Below are 17,029 nucleotides of genomic sequence, written 5' to 3' on the forward strand. Positions count from 1 at the left end.
ATGGGCGTGAAAGTAAAAGGCATCAGGCAGGTTTCACGCAACGTTAACCGCGCTATCGATAACATTCAGGACCGGCGCATTGTTCGCGCGCTTACAGTGGCGATGCTCATTGGTGGTACGCGTGCGGCGCTTTATACCGCCATCGACACTTCTTTTCTGATTAACAGTCAGTTCCGGGAAATCATCGTAAATGGTACGCGTATAACCGGACGAGTGGGCTATACGGCCAGTTATGCGGCTTACGTCCATGACCCAGCGAACCCGCAGAGATTCCGTCGCGCCACGGCCAAAAAAGAGTTTCTGACACTCGGGTTTGAGGATGAGCGATCGCTGATTGATAGCTCAGTCCACAAGGAGATGTCGCTTTGAACCCTCCAATGCATACGCGCGTTCGCAATCACTTTGTTGATGCTGGCCTAACTGCTGGATTCACCACGCAATTGCTGGTCTGGAATGACAGCGGCAAATTGACCGACTCATTCATGGTGTTCAGGCCAAATGGCGGCTCTCCAATCCGCGATGAATTGGGCGCCGAATATTATGTGATGGTCGACGTGATCGGCTCGAAAGGTGGCAACGGAGCGGTCGATGAGCGCGTGCAGCAAATTATCAGCAGCATCCAAACCAACTCAATTTCAGATAGCTGTATCGGCTATATCGAGAACTTCGGCGGAATTCCCTCGCCAGTTCTCACCACCGAAGGCCGCCTGGTCTATCGGCTTCAGTTTGCAATCAAGTACGGCGAATAGCCGATAACACCAAAGAGGAATTACCCATGGCAGCAAATTGCCCAACGGACAACACAAAGTTGTTTGGCCGCGCCATTGTGCTCGAAGTAGCCGATGGTTGCGCCGATGCGGTACCGCTGGAGTCGGAGTGGAAAGCTCTGGCTGCTGGCACCAGTAAAGGCTTCGACTTCTCGCCTAACAGCGTGACATCAGATGCAGATGACACCAAAGGCTATGTTGAAAATATCGTGACCAATGCTGACTTCACTATCTCGTTTGAGGGTGAGGTGCGCCGTAATGACAAACTGGATCAGTTCGGCGTAGGTCGATTGATTAAGTACTTCAACACCGAAATTCAGGCAACTCGCCAGCCAACGCTGTGGGTGCGCATGGAGTTCGGCCCGGTGACATTCATCGGCTACATGCTGATCAACGCACTGAGCTCAGACGGTGGCACAAACGACATCATCACTTTCTCTACCGAGTTCAAAGTAGCCGATGCCGACACCATTCAGGTTGTCGACACCGATAACGAAGTACCTGTGACCGGCGTAACGCTGACCCCTGCCACAACCTCTGTCGCTGTGGGTGCCACTCGTCAGTTGGCGGCGGCAGTGGCTCCAAGTGATGCAACGGATAAATCTGGTGTATGGGCGTCATCTGACACATCTAAGTTCACCATCAGCACATCAGGTCTTATCACTGGCGTAGCGGCTGGTACCGGCAATGCAACGTTCACCACAACCGATGGTGCGAAAGTTGGCACTACCGCAGTGACCGTAACCGCTTCGTAATAGCCATTTCAGGGGCTTCCACCTGGTGGCCCCGAAAATGATTTTTACCGGATTAACTCATGACCCCGATGAAAGAGATTGGCGAGTGCCTGATATCAACGAATGACACTGATTACATGTTTCGCCCATCGTTTGCCAACATGATGCGCATTGGTGGGCCGCAGGAGATCGTGCAGGCGTTTTACGACTTGCATAGCGATGAGGTGACGCCGCTTATTGAGCGTGCCGCAGCGGCTTACGGGCATATTCCAGCATGGCTTATCGAACATGTCCGCAACAGCTCATACGGCAAACGCGCATTAATGGCAGCCATAACCGTGATGGAGGCATGTAGTGATATGGACCTCTCACCGCTGATTGGTGAAATTCGCCCGGCAAAAGCTAAAGGAAGGGCATTTAAGCGCCGCGCCGGCCAGATGGGAGACTTCGAAATATTGCTGATAGCTCAATCGCTCATCACTCACGGCATCATCGGCAAAGCTAAGGTGCGCCAGTTACAGCGACACGAGAACAGCACCGGAACATCCGAGTTTTCAGCCTTCGAATACATCAGCGCCGCGCGTAATCACTTCGGCATCAGCAGGGAAGAGGCTGAGCGGCTGACCATGACAGAATTTCAGCACATGTTGAACGCCAAATACCCGGACCAGAAGGGATTCACGCGCGAAGAGTACGATGCCGTTGCGGATGATTACCTTGCCAAAAAGGCCAAAAGGCTCGCAAATGCAGCCTGATTAAACCAATGAAATAACAAACCTCGCTCCGGCGGGGTTTTTTTATGCCCGGAGAATAGCGAATGGCAGGCACTTTAAACGCAGGCAGCATCATTTATGAAGTGGATATGGATACCGCTCGCCTGCTGGCGGCCCGCCGCGAAGTAGACGCCGCGCTGAATGGCATGGGCGGAAGCATGGGAAGGCTGGAGGCCAGCGTCAACAGAACGGAGCGCTCTGTCGCTTCTATGCAGCGCACCATGACCAGCCTGAGCGCAGTGGCGCGTGGTGTAATTGCCGCCATTTCTGTGCAGCAGGTAGCTGCGTATGGCAACGAGTGGGTAACGGTCAATAACAAGCTCGCAAACTCCGTCCGCGCCAATGAATCATTGGCAGAAGTCACTCAGCGTGTTTTCGACATATCGCAAAACACCATGAGCAGCCTGGCAGCAACTGCAACGCTTTACGGTCGCCTTGAGCGTGCGACTCGCAGCGCCGGCACAAGCACCAAAGACCTGATCACACTGACCTCGACCATTAACAAAGGTCTTGCAGTCTCAGGTGCCACCACCGAAGAAGCCAGCTCAACCATGACGCAGCTTTCACAGGCGCTGGCATCCGGCGTTCTGCGCGGTGAAGAATTTAACTCCATATCTGAGAACGGTAGCCGCCTGGCTGTTGCGCTTGCTGATTCATTGGGTGTCACCATTGGTCAGCTGAGGAAAATGGCCGCAGAAGGCAAGTTAACCACTGAAGTCGTGGTAAATGGCCTCCTGAAACAAAGCGGTGCGATCGCAAAAGAATTCGCTAATACCGTAACCACAATGGGTCAGGCATTCACGATCGCCACCAACAACATCACCAAATTTGTCGGTGAGAGTTCCAGCGTTTCAACATCAATTCGCGTGTTTAATGAAGGCGTTATTTCACTCAGCCAGAATCTGGACATCGTGGCCAATGCTATTGCTGTCGCTGCCGTCATCTTTGGAGGCCGGTTCGCAGGCGCACTAGCGCTGGCAACTAAAGCACGCATAGATGATTCTCTGGCTGCTAAGGCTCAGACGGCAGCAACTGCGCAATCAGCTGCAGCAACTGCCAACGCAGCGCGAGTTACGGCGGTGAAAGCGGGTCTCGACAAAGAGCAGGCGTTATCTAACCTCGCTTTGGCACAAACGGAATACAACGTTGCTCGAGGATCGGCGGCGGAGGCATTCGCGCTTGAAAACCTGACAGCCATGAAGTCGATTGCAATTCAGCGCTCAGCGGCATATGCAGAGGCTCAATTAGCTGAGGGAGCGGCTACGCGAGCCGCGACGGCGGCATCTGCAGCAGCTACAACAACCATTGGCGGGCTAGCCAAAGGCGCACTCGCGTTAATTGGCGGCCCGGCAGGCGCAGCCGTGATTGCTGCTGCTGGCATCTTCTATTTCTATCAGAAAATGCAGCAGGCTCGTCAGGAGAGCATCGATTTCGCTGACAAACTTGACGGCGTGATTGCCAAGATGAAGAGCATGAGTCAGGTTCAGCTTGCCGCTGAAATTGACAACGCCACCAAATCTATCAAGGCACAGGCAGATGCGATCAAGGATAACCAGTCCAGTCTTGAATCCAATGAGCTGCAACAGTCTCGCCTGCGCCGCACGCTTAGTTATCTTCAGGAAGGCAGCCTGCTCTACAAGTTGACACTCTCTGAGCTGACTGATGCACAGAGCGAGCACACGCAGTTGCTGGCGCAGAATGAGACAGCGCAAAACAAGCTGAGCCAGACGGTCAGCAAGACCGGTATTCTTCGCGCACAGATGAATGGCACGTTCGCGCAGGGTATCGACCTGCTTAAGCGTGATGGCGACGCTGCTGGCGTTGCTTCAGGCCTGATGAATCAGTTTGGCAATGCCATAGATTTTGCATGTAGGGCGAAAGAGAAATTCAACTCAACCAGCTTGCAGTTGCCGCGAAGCGATCAGGCAGATGCCTACAACAAAGACCTCGAGTCTGAAAACGCTTTGCTGGCCATCACGGATAAACGCCTTCGCGCAGTAACCAAAGCACGGATGGAGGCCAATGCAAAGGGCGGCAACCAGAACCAGATAAACACAGCTGGCGAGCTTGCTGGAGCGCAATACGACCTTCAGCAGGCCGAGGCAAACCGCAACAAGGAGACTCGCGCAGGAGTTGCTGAAGGTAAGAAGGCCGAAACGCAAGCCGAATCCATCGCGCAAAAGCTTGCCAACCTCAAACAGCAATCAGAGTTGGCGGGTGACTCCACCAGAGAGCTGAGCCGTGAGCAGGCCATTCTAACGGCCCAGCAATCACTTGGCAGCGCTGCAACTAAGGAAGATATTGAGTTAGCAGGAAAGTATGCCGCTGCCAAATGGGATACTGGCAATGCGATTCGCGCCCAGGCTGCAGCTGAGAAGCTACTGCCGGAAGCCAAAGAGAACGCGAGCTACAAACAGGACGTAGACGATCTGAATGCTGCGCTGTCCGCGAAGAAAATCAGCCAGGAGCAATACAACGCTACGTCTGAACAGTTGGAGCAGCAGCATCAGGCCAGCCTTGCGAAAATCCGCGCCGATCAGGTTGTCACTCCTCAGCAGGCCGCCGCCGGCACAGTCGACCCGGTACAGCAGCTTGCCAATGAAAACGCGCAGAAGCTCGCGCTAATCCAGCAATTCGAGAATCAAAAAGTCATTACTGAGCAGCAAAGCCTCGCCTTGCGTAATTCTCTGAACACGCAGTACGAGCAGCAGCGCACCGCGGCGATGTGGACGATGTGGCGCAACCAGAGCGTCGGTAACGAAGCTGTTGCCGCGTCGTTTGATTCGCTGGCTGGCAATGCTTCCAATGCCTTCACTGGAATGGTTACCGGCAGCATGACCGCTGAAGAGGCCATGTCATCTCTTGCAAGCAACGCCATTAACAGCCTGATTAACTCCTTCGTCCAGATGGGCGTTGAGTGGGTGAAATCGGCAGTAATGGGCGCCGCAGCGCAAACGACAGCTGTTGCCACTACTACCGCCGCGTCCGTTGCTGGTACAGCCACTACAACGGCAGCAAGCACCACGGCAGCAGGTGTAACACTGGCAGCATGGACGCCCGCAGCACTGGTGGCATCCATTGGTTCGTTTGGTGGCGCTGCTGTAGTTGGTCTGGCGGCATTGCTCGGCGTCATGGCTTTGTCAGGCTCGATCGCAGGCAAGCGTAAGAACGGCGGCCCGGTGTCGGCTGGCTCAATGTACCAGGTGGGTGAGGGCGGCATGCCTGAAATCTACCGGGCAAGTAATGGCAGCCAGTACATGATCCCCGGCGATAACGGTTCTGTTATCAGCAATAAAGACCTGAGCTCAGGCGGTGGCAGCGCGACGGCATCTGGGGGTGTGGTCATCAACATCCAGAATTACACGTCAGCAACGGTTGATGCACAGACAAGCAATGACGGTAATGGCGTGACGATTGACGTAATTGTCGCAGATCTGAATCAGGGAGGCAGAATCAGCAATGCGCTGACGAGCAACTTCCAGGCTCCACGCAAAGCAAGAGGATAACCATGGCAATTCCATACCCAGACTGGCTTCCTCTGGCTCAGAAGTCGAACAAGAACGTCACCAATGACACAGGGTTTCGCACCGACCAGCCACAGGTGGGTGCGCCAATCTTTCAGAAGCTGACGGATGACCTGAAGGCCTCGTTTAACCTGACATGGATATTCACCTCATCACAGCACAGGGCATTTTATCAGTGGCTGAGAAGCCCCAACTATCTGGATAACGCCAATCAATGGTTCAGCATGCCCATATCAACGGGCACTGGCGACAGTGGACTGGAAGAGCAGGAGCTGCATTTCACTGCATATCCTACCTGGAACCAGAGTGGTTCAACGTTCACCTGGACAGGCACGGTAATCGCTCGCGAGCTGAAAAACTCTGATGATGACTTTGATGACATCCTTATCGAGCTGCCACCACCGTGGGATAGCTGGCTGGATATTGTGGTGACTGGTTATCCGGATAATCGCGATCCGGAATCGCTGCCGAGGGTGCCGTAATGCCTACATTCAGAGAGGTGAAAAGCCAGCGGCCTAACCAGATTCTGTATGACACTCTGGCCTTCTATAGTCCGGTATTTGGGTATGTTCGTCTGGTTAACAGGCAAATATTCCCGAAAACATTTGCCGGTCAGATATACCAACCATGCCGGATGGAGGTAATTGAAAGCCAGCAAAGCAGCACGCCGGTTATTGATTGCTCCGTTAAGTTTGGCCGGCTGGCACAGGATTTTAAGCAGCAACTTAAAGCCTGGAAAGCATATGCCAGACTGACGCCTATATCCGCCACTTATCAGCAATTCGATGCCAGGGATATGAACACGCCACTCAAGCCATGGACACTCTATGTATCCGATGTCTCCATGGACGCTAACGATGTGACGTGTTCTCTAACCCTCAAAAACCCGGTTAACAACAACGTTGGCCGCCTCTACAACATCGAAGAATTCCCCGGACTCCAGAATGCGTAAAGATGAGTTTCTCCAGAGGGCTGAAGGAATGCCCTGGCGTAACCGCGCCTGTAGTTTTGATGGCGCCGACTGCTGGGGATTAATCGTCTTGTATTACCGGCATGTTCTCGGCACTGAATTGCACGACGTGCCAGGTTATGAGGCGGAAAGCGATTTCGCCACCTGCTTCTTTAACGAGATTGTCTACTGGCGCAAAGGTGATTCATTCAGTGAAAGCGACATGTTTGTTGCCTATTACGGGACGCAGCCGGTGCACGTAGGCCTTGTGATTGATGGGCGTGCACTGCACAGCCGCGGCGAGAATGGGCACGTTCGCTCTGACCACATTCGCACCATTCAGAAACTGTTTACCAGAGTGGAGTTTTATTCGTATGCCAGTGATAGAGATACAGCGTGTTCCGGGGCTGCCAAAAGAGCGCGTGGAGGTACCTGCGGGAACGCTGCTTAGCGACTGGCTGTCTGAATCAACCCTGCACGCTGAGATGCGTCTCAATGTGAACGGCAAAGAAATCAGTGATGATGACGAGGTTGGCATAACGCTGCAGGATAGCGATCGCGTAATCATCTTTGACCAGCCGAAAGGTGGTGGTCTTGTTGGTACATTACTGAATCCGCTTGAGCACTTTAACCCCATTAAATTCACCCAGAAAATAATGAATGGGCTAATCAAGCAGCCTAATGCCAGTGCTGCTGCGGGTAACAGCAAGACGTCACCAAACAACAGTCTGAAGGGGCAGACAAACATCGCACGAAATGGTGAAGCGAGGCCGGATAACTTTGGCCTGATTCGCTCATTCCCTGACCTGATTCAGCAGTCCATTTTTGAATACATCAGCAACGACAAAAAGGTCACGGAGTGGATGAACTTCGGCCTGGGCAAATATGATGTCAGCTCAGTGCGCTATTCAGAGTCGAACCTTGGTGCCCTGGCAGGCGCTTCGTATGTCGTATACCAGCCGGGTCAGGTGATACCGCTCATAAACGAGGGGTTCACTTTCGATGACATTGACGGTCAGGAGCTGCCCGGACCAAACGAGAGTAGTGATTTCCCGGCGCAGACGGCGACCACTAATAGCGTTACATCAGGGAGCTTTCTTGCCGGACAGGCTAAAATCACGATCCCACGCAATAACGCATTCGTGTATTTCTACGATTTAGCCAAGCCGCACGCGGTTTCTTTCATCGTAAACGTTACCTACACCACGGTGAGCGGGCCGGTAACGAAAAACATCACTCTATATGGCGATCTGATTGATGCCACAACGACCAGTGATGGCGCGGTAACCAACCCAAAATATTTCTACAATTTCACCTTCGGCAACCTGAGCGGCAGTGATTATGATTCAACGCCTGCCAATGCCGTAGTAAACACCACTTTGTTCACGCTGAATGACAATGAGCCGCTGACCGTAGGCCCGTTCTTCTCGCCTGTTGAAGGAACAGAGCTATGGGTGCACCTGCAGTCACAACTGGGGCATGGTGACGGCGATTATGCGGTTGCGCAGATTACGTTCTGGAAGGTTGATTCTGACAATAATCAGATTCCGGGAACGACAGAAACCTTCAGCCGGCGCCAGGAAAACTATACCGGCAAAAGCGACATGTTTTATGGAACCTTCAAGTTTACGCCCGCTGCAGGTTCCGGTCGCTACGCAGTTGAGATAACCCGCACGAACACCAGTAGCGATCACTCCGTGATGAAGGTGGAGATGATTCACATTGTCCGGAAACGCACTAACGTTAGCTATCCCAATGATACGTTAGTCACCGTAACAGTGACGGCTACTGAACAGGCTACCAGCTCCCGCGATCGCAAATACAACGCGCTAATTAACCGCTACGTCATCAGCTACAACAGCACGACCCAGAAGGTTGATTATGCGCTGCGCCCGTCACGTAAGTTTGCGGATATCGCGATATTCAACTGGCTGACAGTTGGAGGTCAGGCGGAGAGCAGCATCGACATTTATGGTCTGTACCAGATACAGGCAAAGATTGACGCTAAAGACGTACGCCTCGGCTATTGCGATTACACCTTTGACGATGAGGACGTATCTCTGGGCTCACGCATGGAAACCATATGTGATGCGGCTGGGGTGAGCGTGTTCTGGGATGATGGCGTTCTCTCGTTCACGCTGGATGAAAAGCGCGACCGGGCAGTGACTGTGTTCAACCGCTCCAACACGGTTGATAGCGGATATTCCCTTAGCTACGAGATGACTCTACCGGGCGATTACGACGGCGTGGAGATTCAGTATCGCGACCCGGTCACCAACAAGCAGGCATTTGTCCGCTACCGTGTCCGCAATAATCAAATCGAACTTGGACAGCCCACCAAGGCGAAGAAGTTCGAAATGATGTATATCCGCGATTCATTCCAGGCGGATTACCGCGCACAGAAGGAATGCAGGCGATTATTGTACTCGCGCATGAGTATGGCGATCACCGCGCTGGCAGATGGTGAGTGGGTGAACGTAGGCGATATGGTGCAGGTGCCGGACACTTACGACACCAATCAGCAGGCCGGTTACATCGTGTCGCGAGTCGGTAATGACTTCGAAACCAGTGAGCGCATCAATTTCTCTGGCTCGATGTTTGTCGTCATCACTGATTCGCTGGGCAATACCTCCGCGAGATATGCAGCCGCCCCGATCGCCAACACTGCTTTTGGCTTTACGGCTGCTGTTCCTGCTATGGAGTTAAACATCTTCGACGGTTATGAAGTTCAGTCACCATCCCGGTATGTCATAGCCACATCGGAAGAGCTTGATGCCACGCGCTGGGTCATCAGCGAGAAACAGCCCAACAGCGACGGCACCACAGCATTAAAACTCGCGGAATACAGCGACCTGATTTACCCCTGACAAAAATTAATCCAACACCAAGCCAGCCATAGCGCTGGCTTTTTTTATGGAAAAAATATGGCTACGCAACCTACGTCCAACGCTGTACCGAGTGAATCCCCGCGCGATCTGAAATTTAACGCCGGTAAAATTGATGAGTTTGTAACTTCTTTAGCGCTTCGTTACACCGATCGCTTCGGCAGCCAACACTACACAATAGAAGGCTTGCGCCAACTGGCGTTTGATTCCATTAGCGGGTTCGGCTGGATTCTGAAGCAGTCTTTCGAAAGTGGTGCCACATTGACACTACCAAATGAAGCATTGCTTTGGAGTTCGAATGGCGAATATTACCGCTGGTCTGGATCAGTACCTAAAACAGTTACAGCCGGATCAACTCCGGAGAGCACTGGCGGCATAGGGCCGGGGGCATGGGTGAGCATCGGAGATGCTGCGCTCAAGACCATGCTAGCTTCATCCGTAGGTGCCAGCATGATCGGCATGTCAGCGGGCGGCACCCTAAATCAGGTTATCACCTGGGTCACACCTGAGCAGTTTGGCGCTATTGGTGACGGCACGGTACATCCTCTATCCGAACGCTATGCAACTCTCGCGGCAGCAAAGGCAGTATATCCATTCGTAACCGCACTTACTCAAACAATAGACTGGGCTGCATGCCAAAAAGCTGATAACAATTCACGCGGTAAAGTGGCTGTTCGCTGTCCGACATATGCAAACTATCACTTTGGATCCAGTGATTATCTTTCGCTCGGCGTAAATAGTAAGTGGTACGGTTCCGACAGTACTATGACAGACTCCGGCGGGACTACGATGACCAGAAGCAACCCACCATCGGGTCTTGCTTTCGGACAGGATGCGATCGTGCGAGTAATGGATGCCGCCGCCGCGGGAAGTGCAGATAAATTCGTGCGTGGTATTGTATTCAAAGGATTCCGTCTAACCCGAGGGGTGCCCCGTCGCTCGGCTACAAAGGCCACCAGTCGCCTAGGTATTCACCTTTATAATGCGATTAAAGCAGATATTGATGTGACACCTAACGGTAATGAATACGGTCTATTTGGATATATTGCATGGGGTCATAAGTTGACTGTTCGAGGTGACTCCAACCATAAACATATATTCATTGATGCTGTCTCATCATCTCCAGAATACACCCCCGCAACTGGAGAAGCTGTTACAGCCAGTGAAATCAGGATCGAGGCGGATGCTGGGCCATTTGGTGTTGTTTTACGCAAAGCCAAATACGTTATTATAAAGGGGTTCGTTGAAGGCGCATTAGCTAACAGCACATATCCAAACTATGACTATGCTAATGAAACTGCGGTAGCCGTGACTCTGATAGATTGCGATAGCATTGATGTCACGCAATTAGGTATTGAAGCATGGCAGGGAGTACATCTTTATGCATCAGGTAGCACTGTCACCATGAATGAATCTTGGACTCAGGATTACAAGCTACTGAATACGACTGGTAAACACGGAGCCTTCCAGTCTATGGCTGCCTTGACAAGTGTTAGTGAACTTGCACTTCTCCCTGCCACTAATAACTCGTATTTTTATGCTCTTAATGCATCATGCGTTACCATTAGAAATATGACCTGCGATATGAGCAATGCCACGGACTTTGCTAATACGTTTCTTTGCACAACTAATGAGGCGAATTCACGCATTTATTTTGGAAATACTAAAAATTATTTTGGTTCATCACGACTTATTCATCCATTGAATGGATTCTGGTCAAACATTGAAACTATCAATGACCCCTATATGTCTAATTATTTAATCCCATCTGGTTATACTTACATGGGAAGGGGAAAGTGTGTCGCTCTTGATTACACATCCACAACACTTGCCGCCGATGGTACTGCAACTATAAGCCCACCATCAGGTTATAAAATAATTCATGCGGAAGCTTTTCTTGTAACTAGTAGTGCAGCTCAAGCAGCATCAGGTGCTGTTACTATCAAGAGTAAAGCCTCTGATGGTTCGACAATCACGTATCAGACGGGGCAGGCATCAAGCTCCTATGCGCTGTATACACGATTGACACTTCAGATAATCAAGTAAAATCAGCCTTAACATGGAGCTAGCAATTGATTGCATGACGTCTCAGTATCGTTATAATTAAGTAAATTATTACATGGAAATGTAACGTGAAAAGCAGCAAATTAGACTCAATTCAGGCGCTTAGGGGTGTTGCAGTCCTTTTAGTTATCGCCTTTCATTTTAGGCAATATCTGAACAGTGTGTATGCTCAAGCTGATATCGGTGACCGCCTTTTCGGGCTAGGTGAGGTCGGTGTCGATATATTTTTTGTTATCAGTGGTTTTATAATAGTTTATTCTTCTAAGAACTCTGACAGTAATACAACGACTGAATTTATCATTAAAAGATTTTTCCGCTTATATCCTGTTTATATAGTCACTTTGTTATTATTGCTGCTTTTCGATACTTCCACTTCTTATAAGGTATCTAACATAGTTAAAAGCGCCTTGTTAATACCTAATGATTATAATTTCATTGGTCCATGGTATGGCTACAGCATAAACCTACCGGCATGGACGCTGACTTATGAAGTTTTGTTTTATGCTGTTTTCGCAGTAGGTATTTTTGTGAGCCATAAATTCAGGACGCCTGTTAGTATTTTTATAATGATACTGATGGTCTGTTCAGCTCAGATGTATTTCAGAGGCTTTATGCAAATAGACCCTATCACCAGGGACTTGGATGATGATTACATAATAAAGAATTTGACTTTTATATCTAACCCAATAGTTTATGATTTTATCTACGGAATGATTATTGCTGAGTTATTTATGCAATCAAGCGACCGTGTGACAAAATCACGTCTTTTTGTTATAGCAATGGTTTGTGTATTCTGGGTTTCAGTAGCTCTAATAATTTCAGGGTATAATCGAGGGGCTGGCATTCAGCGCTGGGGGCTATATTCTTTCATGCTAGTTGGATCTCTAGTAATGCTATGCAAACATGTTGACATAAAATTTGGAGCATTTTGGTTGTGGATGGGCGAGATGTCTTACTCGCTATACATAAACCATATGGTAGTTAAAAAGCTTTCAGGTATTTATCTACGTGACTTTGGTATTTATAAGGCAAATGGCGGCGCTACTCTATTCCTGATTCTGTTTATTCTGACATTTGTGATGTCATACATAACATATAATCTTATTGAAAAACCAAGCGTAAATATTGGTCATAAAATAGCTGCCAGAATCAGGCGAAAGAAATTTACGGGTGACGCGGCTAGTGCTGCAAACTGAATTAACAAAAAAGCCCCGGCGACGGGGCAGGTTAAAACCGCGTCCATCTTCATGCAGGCTGCGGATGTAACTCTCAGGTTAGACCATTTGAGCCGTTTCTTATGCCATTACTACCTCACGGGCGTACGGTAAACCTCTTTAAAAGGAGGATGCATGGACATTGAAGTTTGTGACCTTGCCTTTGATGCGGCGCGTTCCGTAATTGGCCAGGCGGTAATTGTCATGCTGGAAGAGGGAATTCCAATCACCAATGATTCACTGGTCGAACACCTTGCCGGCATGTTTGAAGATGCGGATCGGAGATGCGTAGCAGAGCTTGCGATGTATCTTTTTGGGGTCAGCAAGCACTAAACAGTGCCTGCTGACCTTCAATCATGCCTGAGGCTGTCCAACCGGGCCCTTACCTAACGGGCCGCCTGGTACGGACTCACCACTTGGCGCGTGCGGTCTGCCGTCCGGTCCTACAGCAGGACTGTCATGCTGACAACCTGCTAATGTCATTAGACTTGTAATTATGATCATCCCGCCTAAGAAGCTCTTCATCATTTCCTTTCCCCGTTAAAGCAACGATATGTTGCTAATTAAGCGTAGATTTCTAATCGCTCAAGTCAAAATTCCAGCAATTAAAAAACTAAATTTCTTTACCTACCAATGCCTTTACAAATTCCTCAAGTGCAGCGACTTGATCAATTCCATCGATCGATATTACTGTATTTATATACAGTATCTATCAGGGAGGGAGATGACCATGCCCCGCGACTACGAAATCATGATGGCCTTTAAGCTGGCCATGAAGCGAGATGCATCAGGCCGCTTCACTATCAGCACGCTCGACTTTGTGAGCGAACTGGAGCGGCTTAACTGGCACTACACTCTCCGGGCAGCCAATAGCTGGATCGAGATGCACACTACGACGTTCCGCGACATCTCAGCCGCAGATGGTGAAGAGCGCACGTTTCAGGTGTTCAATCCCAATGGCGGCGTGTGATGTTTGCGCTCGTTGACGTTAACTCGTTTTATGCCAGCTGCGAGACGGTGTTTCGACCTGATTTGCGCGGCAAGCCAGTGCTCGTTCTGAGTAACAATGATGGCTGTGTTATCGCCCGCAGCGCCGAAGTGAAGGCGTTAAAAATCCCAATGGGTGCGCCTTACTTTAAGCTAAAGGACGATATCCGGCGCCACAAAATTCATGTATTTAGCAGCAATTACGGGCTTTATGCGGATATGTCGAATAGGGTGATGACGACGCTTGAACAAATGGCTCCATCCGTTGAAGTCTACTCGATAGACGAAGCATTCCTAGACCTGACCGGCGTACGCAACTGCCGTGTGCTGGAAGATTTCGGCCGCGAAGTACGTGAGCGCGTTAAGCGCGATACTCATCTGACCGTAGGCGTTGGTATAGCTCAGACCAAGACGCTGGCCAAACTTGCCAATTACGCCGCTAAAAAGTGGACACAGACCGGTGGGGTCGTTGACCTGTCGAATGCCGATCGGCAGCGAAAGCTGATGGCACTGGTGCCGGTAGAAGAGGTGTGGGGCGTTGGCCGGCGCATCAGCAAGAAGCTCAACGCGATGGGCATCATCACCGCTAAAGACCTTTCAGAGCAAAGCACCTACATCATCCGTAAACACTTCAACGTCGTGCTTGAGCGCACAGTACGCGAACTTCGCGGCGAGCCATGCCTCGAGCTGGAAGAATTCGCGCCAACTAAGCAACAGATTGTTTGCTCCCGATCGTTCGGCTCACGCATCACCGAATACGAAGACATGCGCCAGGCGGTTTGTTCTTATGCAGAACGTGCCGCAGAGAAGCTGAGAAGAGAGCACCAGTATTGCAGTCAGGTAGCCGTGTTCGTCAGAACCAGCCCACATGCCGAAGGGGAGGTGTTCTATGGCAACCAGGCAATGGGCAAGCTGCGCACTCCAACAAATGACACGCGCGACATCATCCGGGTTGCTATGCAGGGGCTCGACCACATATGGCGCGACGGGTGCCGGTATATGAAAGCAGGCGTGATGCTGGGCGACTTTTACAGCCAGGGCGTTTCACAGCTCAATCTCTTTGACGAATTCAAACCACAGGCCAACAGCGAATCGCTGATGCGTGTCGTTGATGGCCTCAACCAGAGCGGGAAGGGTAAATTATGGTTTGCAGGACAGGGTATTCAGAAATCATGGGAGATGAAGCGCGAAATGTTGTCGCCGGCATACACAACCAGAATGTCAGACCTGCCCGTGGCGAAGTGACGTTTCTGCTTCAGCCGCTGCAGCACATCCTGCCAGTCAGCAATGCCTGCTGCATGGTGGAGCTGAACGGCCGCAGGTGCATCATCGATAAGCAGCGTTACCCGGTAAACGGTGACACTGTGCTGATAGATATGTCGGGCATGTATGAGTGGGCGATGATCATGATTCAGCCACGCCGCATCATTACTGAAGACGGTGCATTCATGACTGATGACTTATTGGAAGATGTGGCGGTTATGGGAGTTGTGACGCATGAAGTATCATGCGTATACGACGATGCGCGACCTATAATTTAGTTTTTTCCCGTTAAGCGGAGAAAACTATGAAAAGGGCTATCGCTTATCTACGCTTTTCTTCTCTACAGCAAGTCCAGGGCGATTCCGTAAGACGACAGAAGAAGCTTATTGAAGAATGGCTAAAACAAAACTCTGATTACTACCTTGATCCAGTTACATTTGAGGATTTGGGCTTAAGCGCTTATCGAGGCCAACACGCGATTTCCGGTGCATTTTCCGAATTCATGGAGGCAGTGCAAAGAGAGTTAATTGATGCCGGAAGCGTACTTCTTATAGAAAGTCTGGACCGTTTGTCTCGCGAGAAAATAGGTGATGCGACAGAGCGTCTTAGGGCAATACTAAAGGCTGGGATCGATGTGGTTACGTTGAGTGATGGCACTCATTATACCCGTGATTCTCTCGACGATCCCTACTCTATTATCAAAGCAATTCTTATTGCTCAACGAGCAAATGAGGAAAGCGAAATTAAGTCAAAGCGGCAGCGAGCGGTTTGGGCTGAAAAGCGTAAGCAGGCTGCTGAGACGGGGAAAATCATGACTCGTCACTGCCCGTACTGGTTAAAAGTAAAAATTTCAGGTGATGGTTTTGATATTATAGAAGATAAGGCTGACATTGTACGGTATATTTTTCAAATGCGGCTTGATGGAATTTCTTTTGAGAAAATAAGCCAAACACTTAATATGCAGGGAAAAGCAAACCTCCGAGGGAAGGTTGCACAATGGAATTCTGCTTCTATTGAGCGACTTGTTAAAGCAAAAGCAGTTATAGGATATCTAGTTCCTTCCTATCGCATAACCGTTCCTGATGTTGCTGAAATACCTAATTATTACCCGGCGATTATAAATGAAAAAGATTTTGAACGTGTTCAGCGAATTAGTTACGAGCCTGAAAGTAGGCGCAATTTGAACTTCAACCCTCATCTTATCAATGTATTCAAAGGCCTAATGCATTGCAAACAATGTGGTCACGCTATTATTTTGACAGGAATAAATACTAAAGGTTATGGCTACTACGTGTGTTCAATGCGGCGCCAACATAGGTGCATAACAGAGGCAGTAAGAAGAGATTTAACAGATCGCTATTTAATAACTGGCGTCTTAAATGGTGCTTCTGGTATGAATATGAAGATCTCAAAAGACGAAGCTCTAATTTCGATGACAGCTAAGCATATGGAGCTAACAGGAAAGCTTCAAAATATAATTAAAGCTATCGAGCTGGCTCCAGACGTTAGCGAGTTAACTATAAGAGCCTCTGAGCTATCGAATGAAATAAGGCAATTAAAAAAATCTATGGCTGATATACAAATAGAGAGAGACCTAAAATCAGTCGCCGCTTTAGATGTCCTAAATATCAGTGACAGAAAAGAATATCAGGCATTAGCACGAAGCTTGATTAAAGATATCAAACTTGATGGCAGATCAAAAACTTGTGATATTTACCTACACAATGGGATGCGGATTTTGAATTATCCTTTGACTAAGTCAATAGGATGGGCATCTATACTTGATGCCATGGCTTTCTTAGAACAAGATGAGGTAATCCTCTAAACGCCGATAATTATCTTGGCGCCAGTCCATGGCAAACAAGCACT

Annotated in this window: 16 protein-coding genes; all 16 read left to right on the top strand. The window is 49.8% G+C overall.

The genetic code is table 11. The features are described from left to right. Window positions 1-369 (top strand): hypothetical protein, encoded by a 369-nt coding sequence (locus AC790_RS13535; RefSeq protein ID WP_049852134.1) that lies wholly within the window; start codon window positions 1-3, stop codon window positions 367-369. Further along, a complete protein-coding gene (locus AC790_RS13540) occupies window positions 366-749 on the top strand; it encodes a hypothetical protein (protein ID WP_049852135.1) in 384 nt (127 codons plus the stop codon). Before AC790_RS13535 ends, AC790_RS13540 begins: the two co-directional genes overlap by 4 nt. Window positions 750-775: 26 nt before the next feature. Next, complete coding sequence (locus AC790_RS13545) at window positions 776-1,522, top strand: Ig-like domain-containing protein (protein ID WP_049852136.1); 747 nt, start codon at window positions 776-778, stop codon at window positions 1,520-1,522. 59 nt (window positions 1,523-1,581) lie between these two features. Further along, entirely contained in the window at window positions 1,582-2,256 is a 675-nt protein-coding gene (locus AC790_RS13550; RefSeq protein ID WP_049852137.1) for a DUF6246 family protein, read from the top strand. A 62-nt stretch (window positions 2,257-2,318) separates the two neighbouring features. Further along, window positions 2,319-5,780, top strand: coding sequence for a tape measure protein (locus AC790_RS13555; protein WP_049852138.1), 3,462 nt, complete (start codon window positions 2,319-2,321; stop codon window positions 5,778-5,780). Window positions 5,781-5,782: 2 nt separating this feature from the next. Further along, window positions 5,783-6,280 carry a hypothetical protein gene (locus AC790_RS13560; protein WP_049852139.1) on the top strand — a complete coding sequence of 166 codons (498 nt, stop codon included), beginning with the start codon at window positions 5,783-5,785 and terminating at the stop codon, window positions 6,278-6,280. After that, a complete protein-coding gene (locus AC790_RS13565; protein ID WP_049852140.1) occupies window positions 6,280-6,750 on the top strand; it encodes a hypothetical protein in 471 nt (156 codons plus the stop codon). Before AC790_RS13560 ends, AC790_RS13565 begins: the two co-directional genes overlap by 1 nt. Then, window positions 6,743-7,198, top strand: a complete 456-nt coding sequence (locus tag AC790_RS13570; protein WP_049852141.1) for an NlpC/P60 family protein — start codon at window positions 6,743-6,745, stop codon at window positions 7,196-7,198. The genes AC790_RS13565 and AC790_RS13570 overlap by 8 nt, the downstream gene beginning before the upstream one ends. Beyond that, complete coding sequence (locus tag AC790_RS13575; protein ID WP_049852142.1) at window positions 7,122-9,614, top strand: host specificity factor TipJ family phage tail protein; 2,493 nt, start codon at window positions 7,122-7,124, stop codon at window positions 9,612-9,614. Before AC790_RS13570 ends, AC790_RS13575 begins: the two co-directional genes overlap by 77 nt. A 57-nt stretch (window positions 9,615-9,671) precedes the next feature. Beyond that, a complete protein-coding gene (locus AC790_RS25135; protein WP_049852143.1) occupies window positions 9,672-11,678 on the top strand; it encodes a hypothetical protein in 2,007 nt (668 codons plus the stop codon). Window positions 11,679-11,764: 86 nt separating this feature from the next. Continuing rightward, window positions 11,765-12,892, top strand: coding sequence for an acyltransferase (locus AC790_RS13585; RefSeq protein ID WP_235440739.1), 1,128 nt, complete (start codon window positions 11,765-11,767; stop codon window positions 12,890-12,892). 153 nt (window positions 12,893-13,045) lie between these two features. Continuing rightward, window positions 13,046-13,243: a hypothetical protein gene (locus tag AC790_RS13590; protein WP_049852145.1), complete on the top strand. Its 198-nt coding sequence runs from the start codon at window positions 13,046-13,048 to the stop codon at window positions 13,241-13,243. A gap of 397 nt (window positions 13,244-13,640) precedes the next feature. Next, window positions 13,641-13,880 (top strand): hypothetical protein, encoded by a 240-nt coding sequence (locus AC790_RS13595; protein ID WP_049852278.1) that lies wholly within the window; start codon window positions 13,641-13,643, stop codon window positions 13,878-13,880. Continuing rightward, window positions 13,880-15,142 carry a translesion error-prone DNA polymerase V subunit UmuC gene (gene umuC, locus AC790_RS13600; protein ID WP_049852146.1) on the top strand — a complete coding sequence of 421 codons (1,263 nt, stop codon included), beginning with the start codon at window positions 13,880-13,882 and terminating at the stop codon, window positions 15,140-15,142. The genes AC790_RS13595 and umuC overlap by 1 nt, the downstream gene beginning before the upstream one ends. Beyond that, window positions 15,139-15,438 carry a hypothetical protein gene (locus AC790_RS13605; RefSeq protein ID WP_049852147.1) on the top strand — a complete coding sequence of 100 codons (300 nt, stop codon included), beginning with the start codon at window positions 15,139-15,141 and terminating at the stop codon, window positions 15,436-15,438. The genes umuC and AC790_RS13605 overlap by 4 nt, the downstream gene beginning before the upstream one ends. A 26-nt stretch (window positions 15,439-15,464) precedes the next feature. Next, window positions 15,465-16,985: a recombinase family protein gene (locus tag AC790_RS13610; RefSeq protein WP_049852148.1), complete on the top strand. Its 1,521-nt coding sequence runs from the start codon at window positions 15,465-15,467 to the stop codon at window positions 16,983-16,985. The last annotated feature ends 44 nt before the right edge of the window (window positions 16,986-17,029 follow it).

It is taken from the genome of Pantoea sp. RIT-PI-b, assembly GCF_001187905.1.
Classification (GTDB): Bacteria; Pseudomonadota; Gammaproteobacteria; order Enterobacterales; family Enterobacteriaceae; genus Pantoea; species Pantoea nemavictus.

Excerpts from the sequence above, each read along its gene's own strand:
- AC790_RS13535 (WP_049852134.1), top strand. The coding sequence starts at position 1 with ATGGGCGTGAAAGTAAAAGGCATCAGGCAGGTTTCACGCAACGTTAAC.
- AC790_RS13545 (WP_049852136.1), top strand. The coding sequence starts at position 776 with ATGGCAGCAAATTGCCCAACGGACAACACAAAGTTGTTTGGCCGCGCC.
- AC790_RS13550 (WP_049852137.1), top strand. The coding sequence starts at position 1,582 with ATGACCCCGATGAAAGAGATTGGCGAGTGCCTGATATCAACGAATGAC.
- AC790_RS13555 (WP_049852138.1), top strand. The coding sequence starts at position 2,319 with ATGGCAGGCACTTTAAACGCAGGCAGCATCATTTATGAAGTGGATATG.
- AC790_RS13560 (WP_049852139.1), top strand. The coding sequence starts at position 5,783 with ATGGCAATTCCATACCCAGACTGGCTTCCTCTGGCTCAGAAGTCGAAC.
- AC790_RS13565 (WP_049852140.1), top strand. The coding sequence starts at position 6,280 with ATGCCTACATTCAGAGAGGTGAAAAGCCAGCGGCCTAACCAGATTCTG.
- AC790_RS13570 (WP_049852141.1), top strand. The coding sequence starts at position 6,743 with ATGCGTAAAGATGAGTTTCTCCAGAGGGCTGAAGGAATGCCCTGGCGT.
- AC790_RS13575 (WP_049852142.1), top strand. The coding sequence starts at position 7,122 with ATGCCAGTGATAGAGATACAGCGTGTTCCGGGGCTGCCAAAAGAGCGC.
- AC790_RS25135 (WP_049852143.1), top strand. The coding sequence starts at position 9,672 with ATGGCTACGCAACCTACGTCCAACGCTGTACCGAGTGAATCCCCGCGC.
- AC790_RS13590 (WP_049852145.1), top strand. The coding sequence starts at position 13,046 with ATGGACATTGAAGTTTGTGACCTTGCCTTTGATGCGGCGCGTTCCGTA.
- AC790_RS13595 (WP_049852278.1), top strand. The coding sequence starts at position 13,641 with ATGCCCCGCGACTACGAAATCATGATGGCCTTTAAGCTGGCCATGAAG.
- umuC (WP_049852146.1), top strand. The coding sequence starts at position 13,880 with ATGTTTGCGCTCGTTGACGTTAACTCGTTTTATGCCAGCTGCGAGACG.
- AC790_RS13610 (WP_049852148.1), top strand. The coding sequence starts at position 15,465 with ATGAAAAGGGCTATCGCTTATCTACGCTTTTCTTCTCTACAGCAAGTC.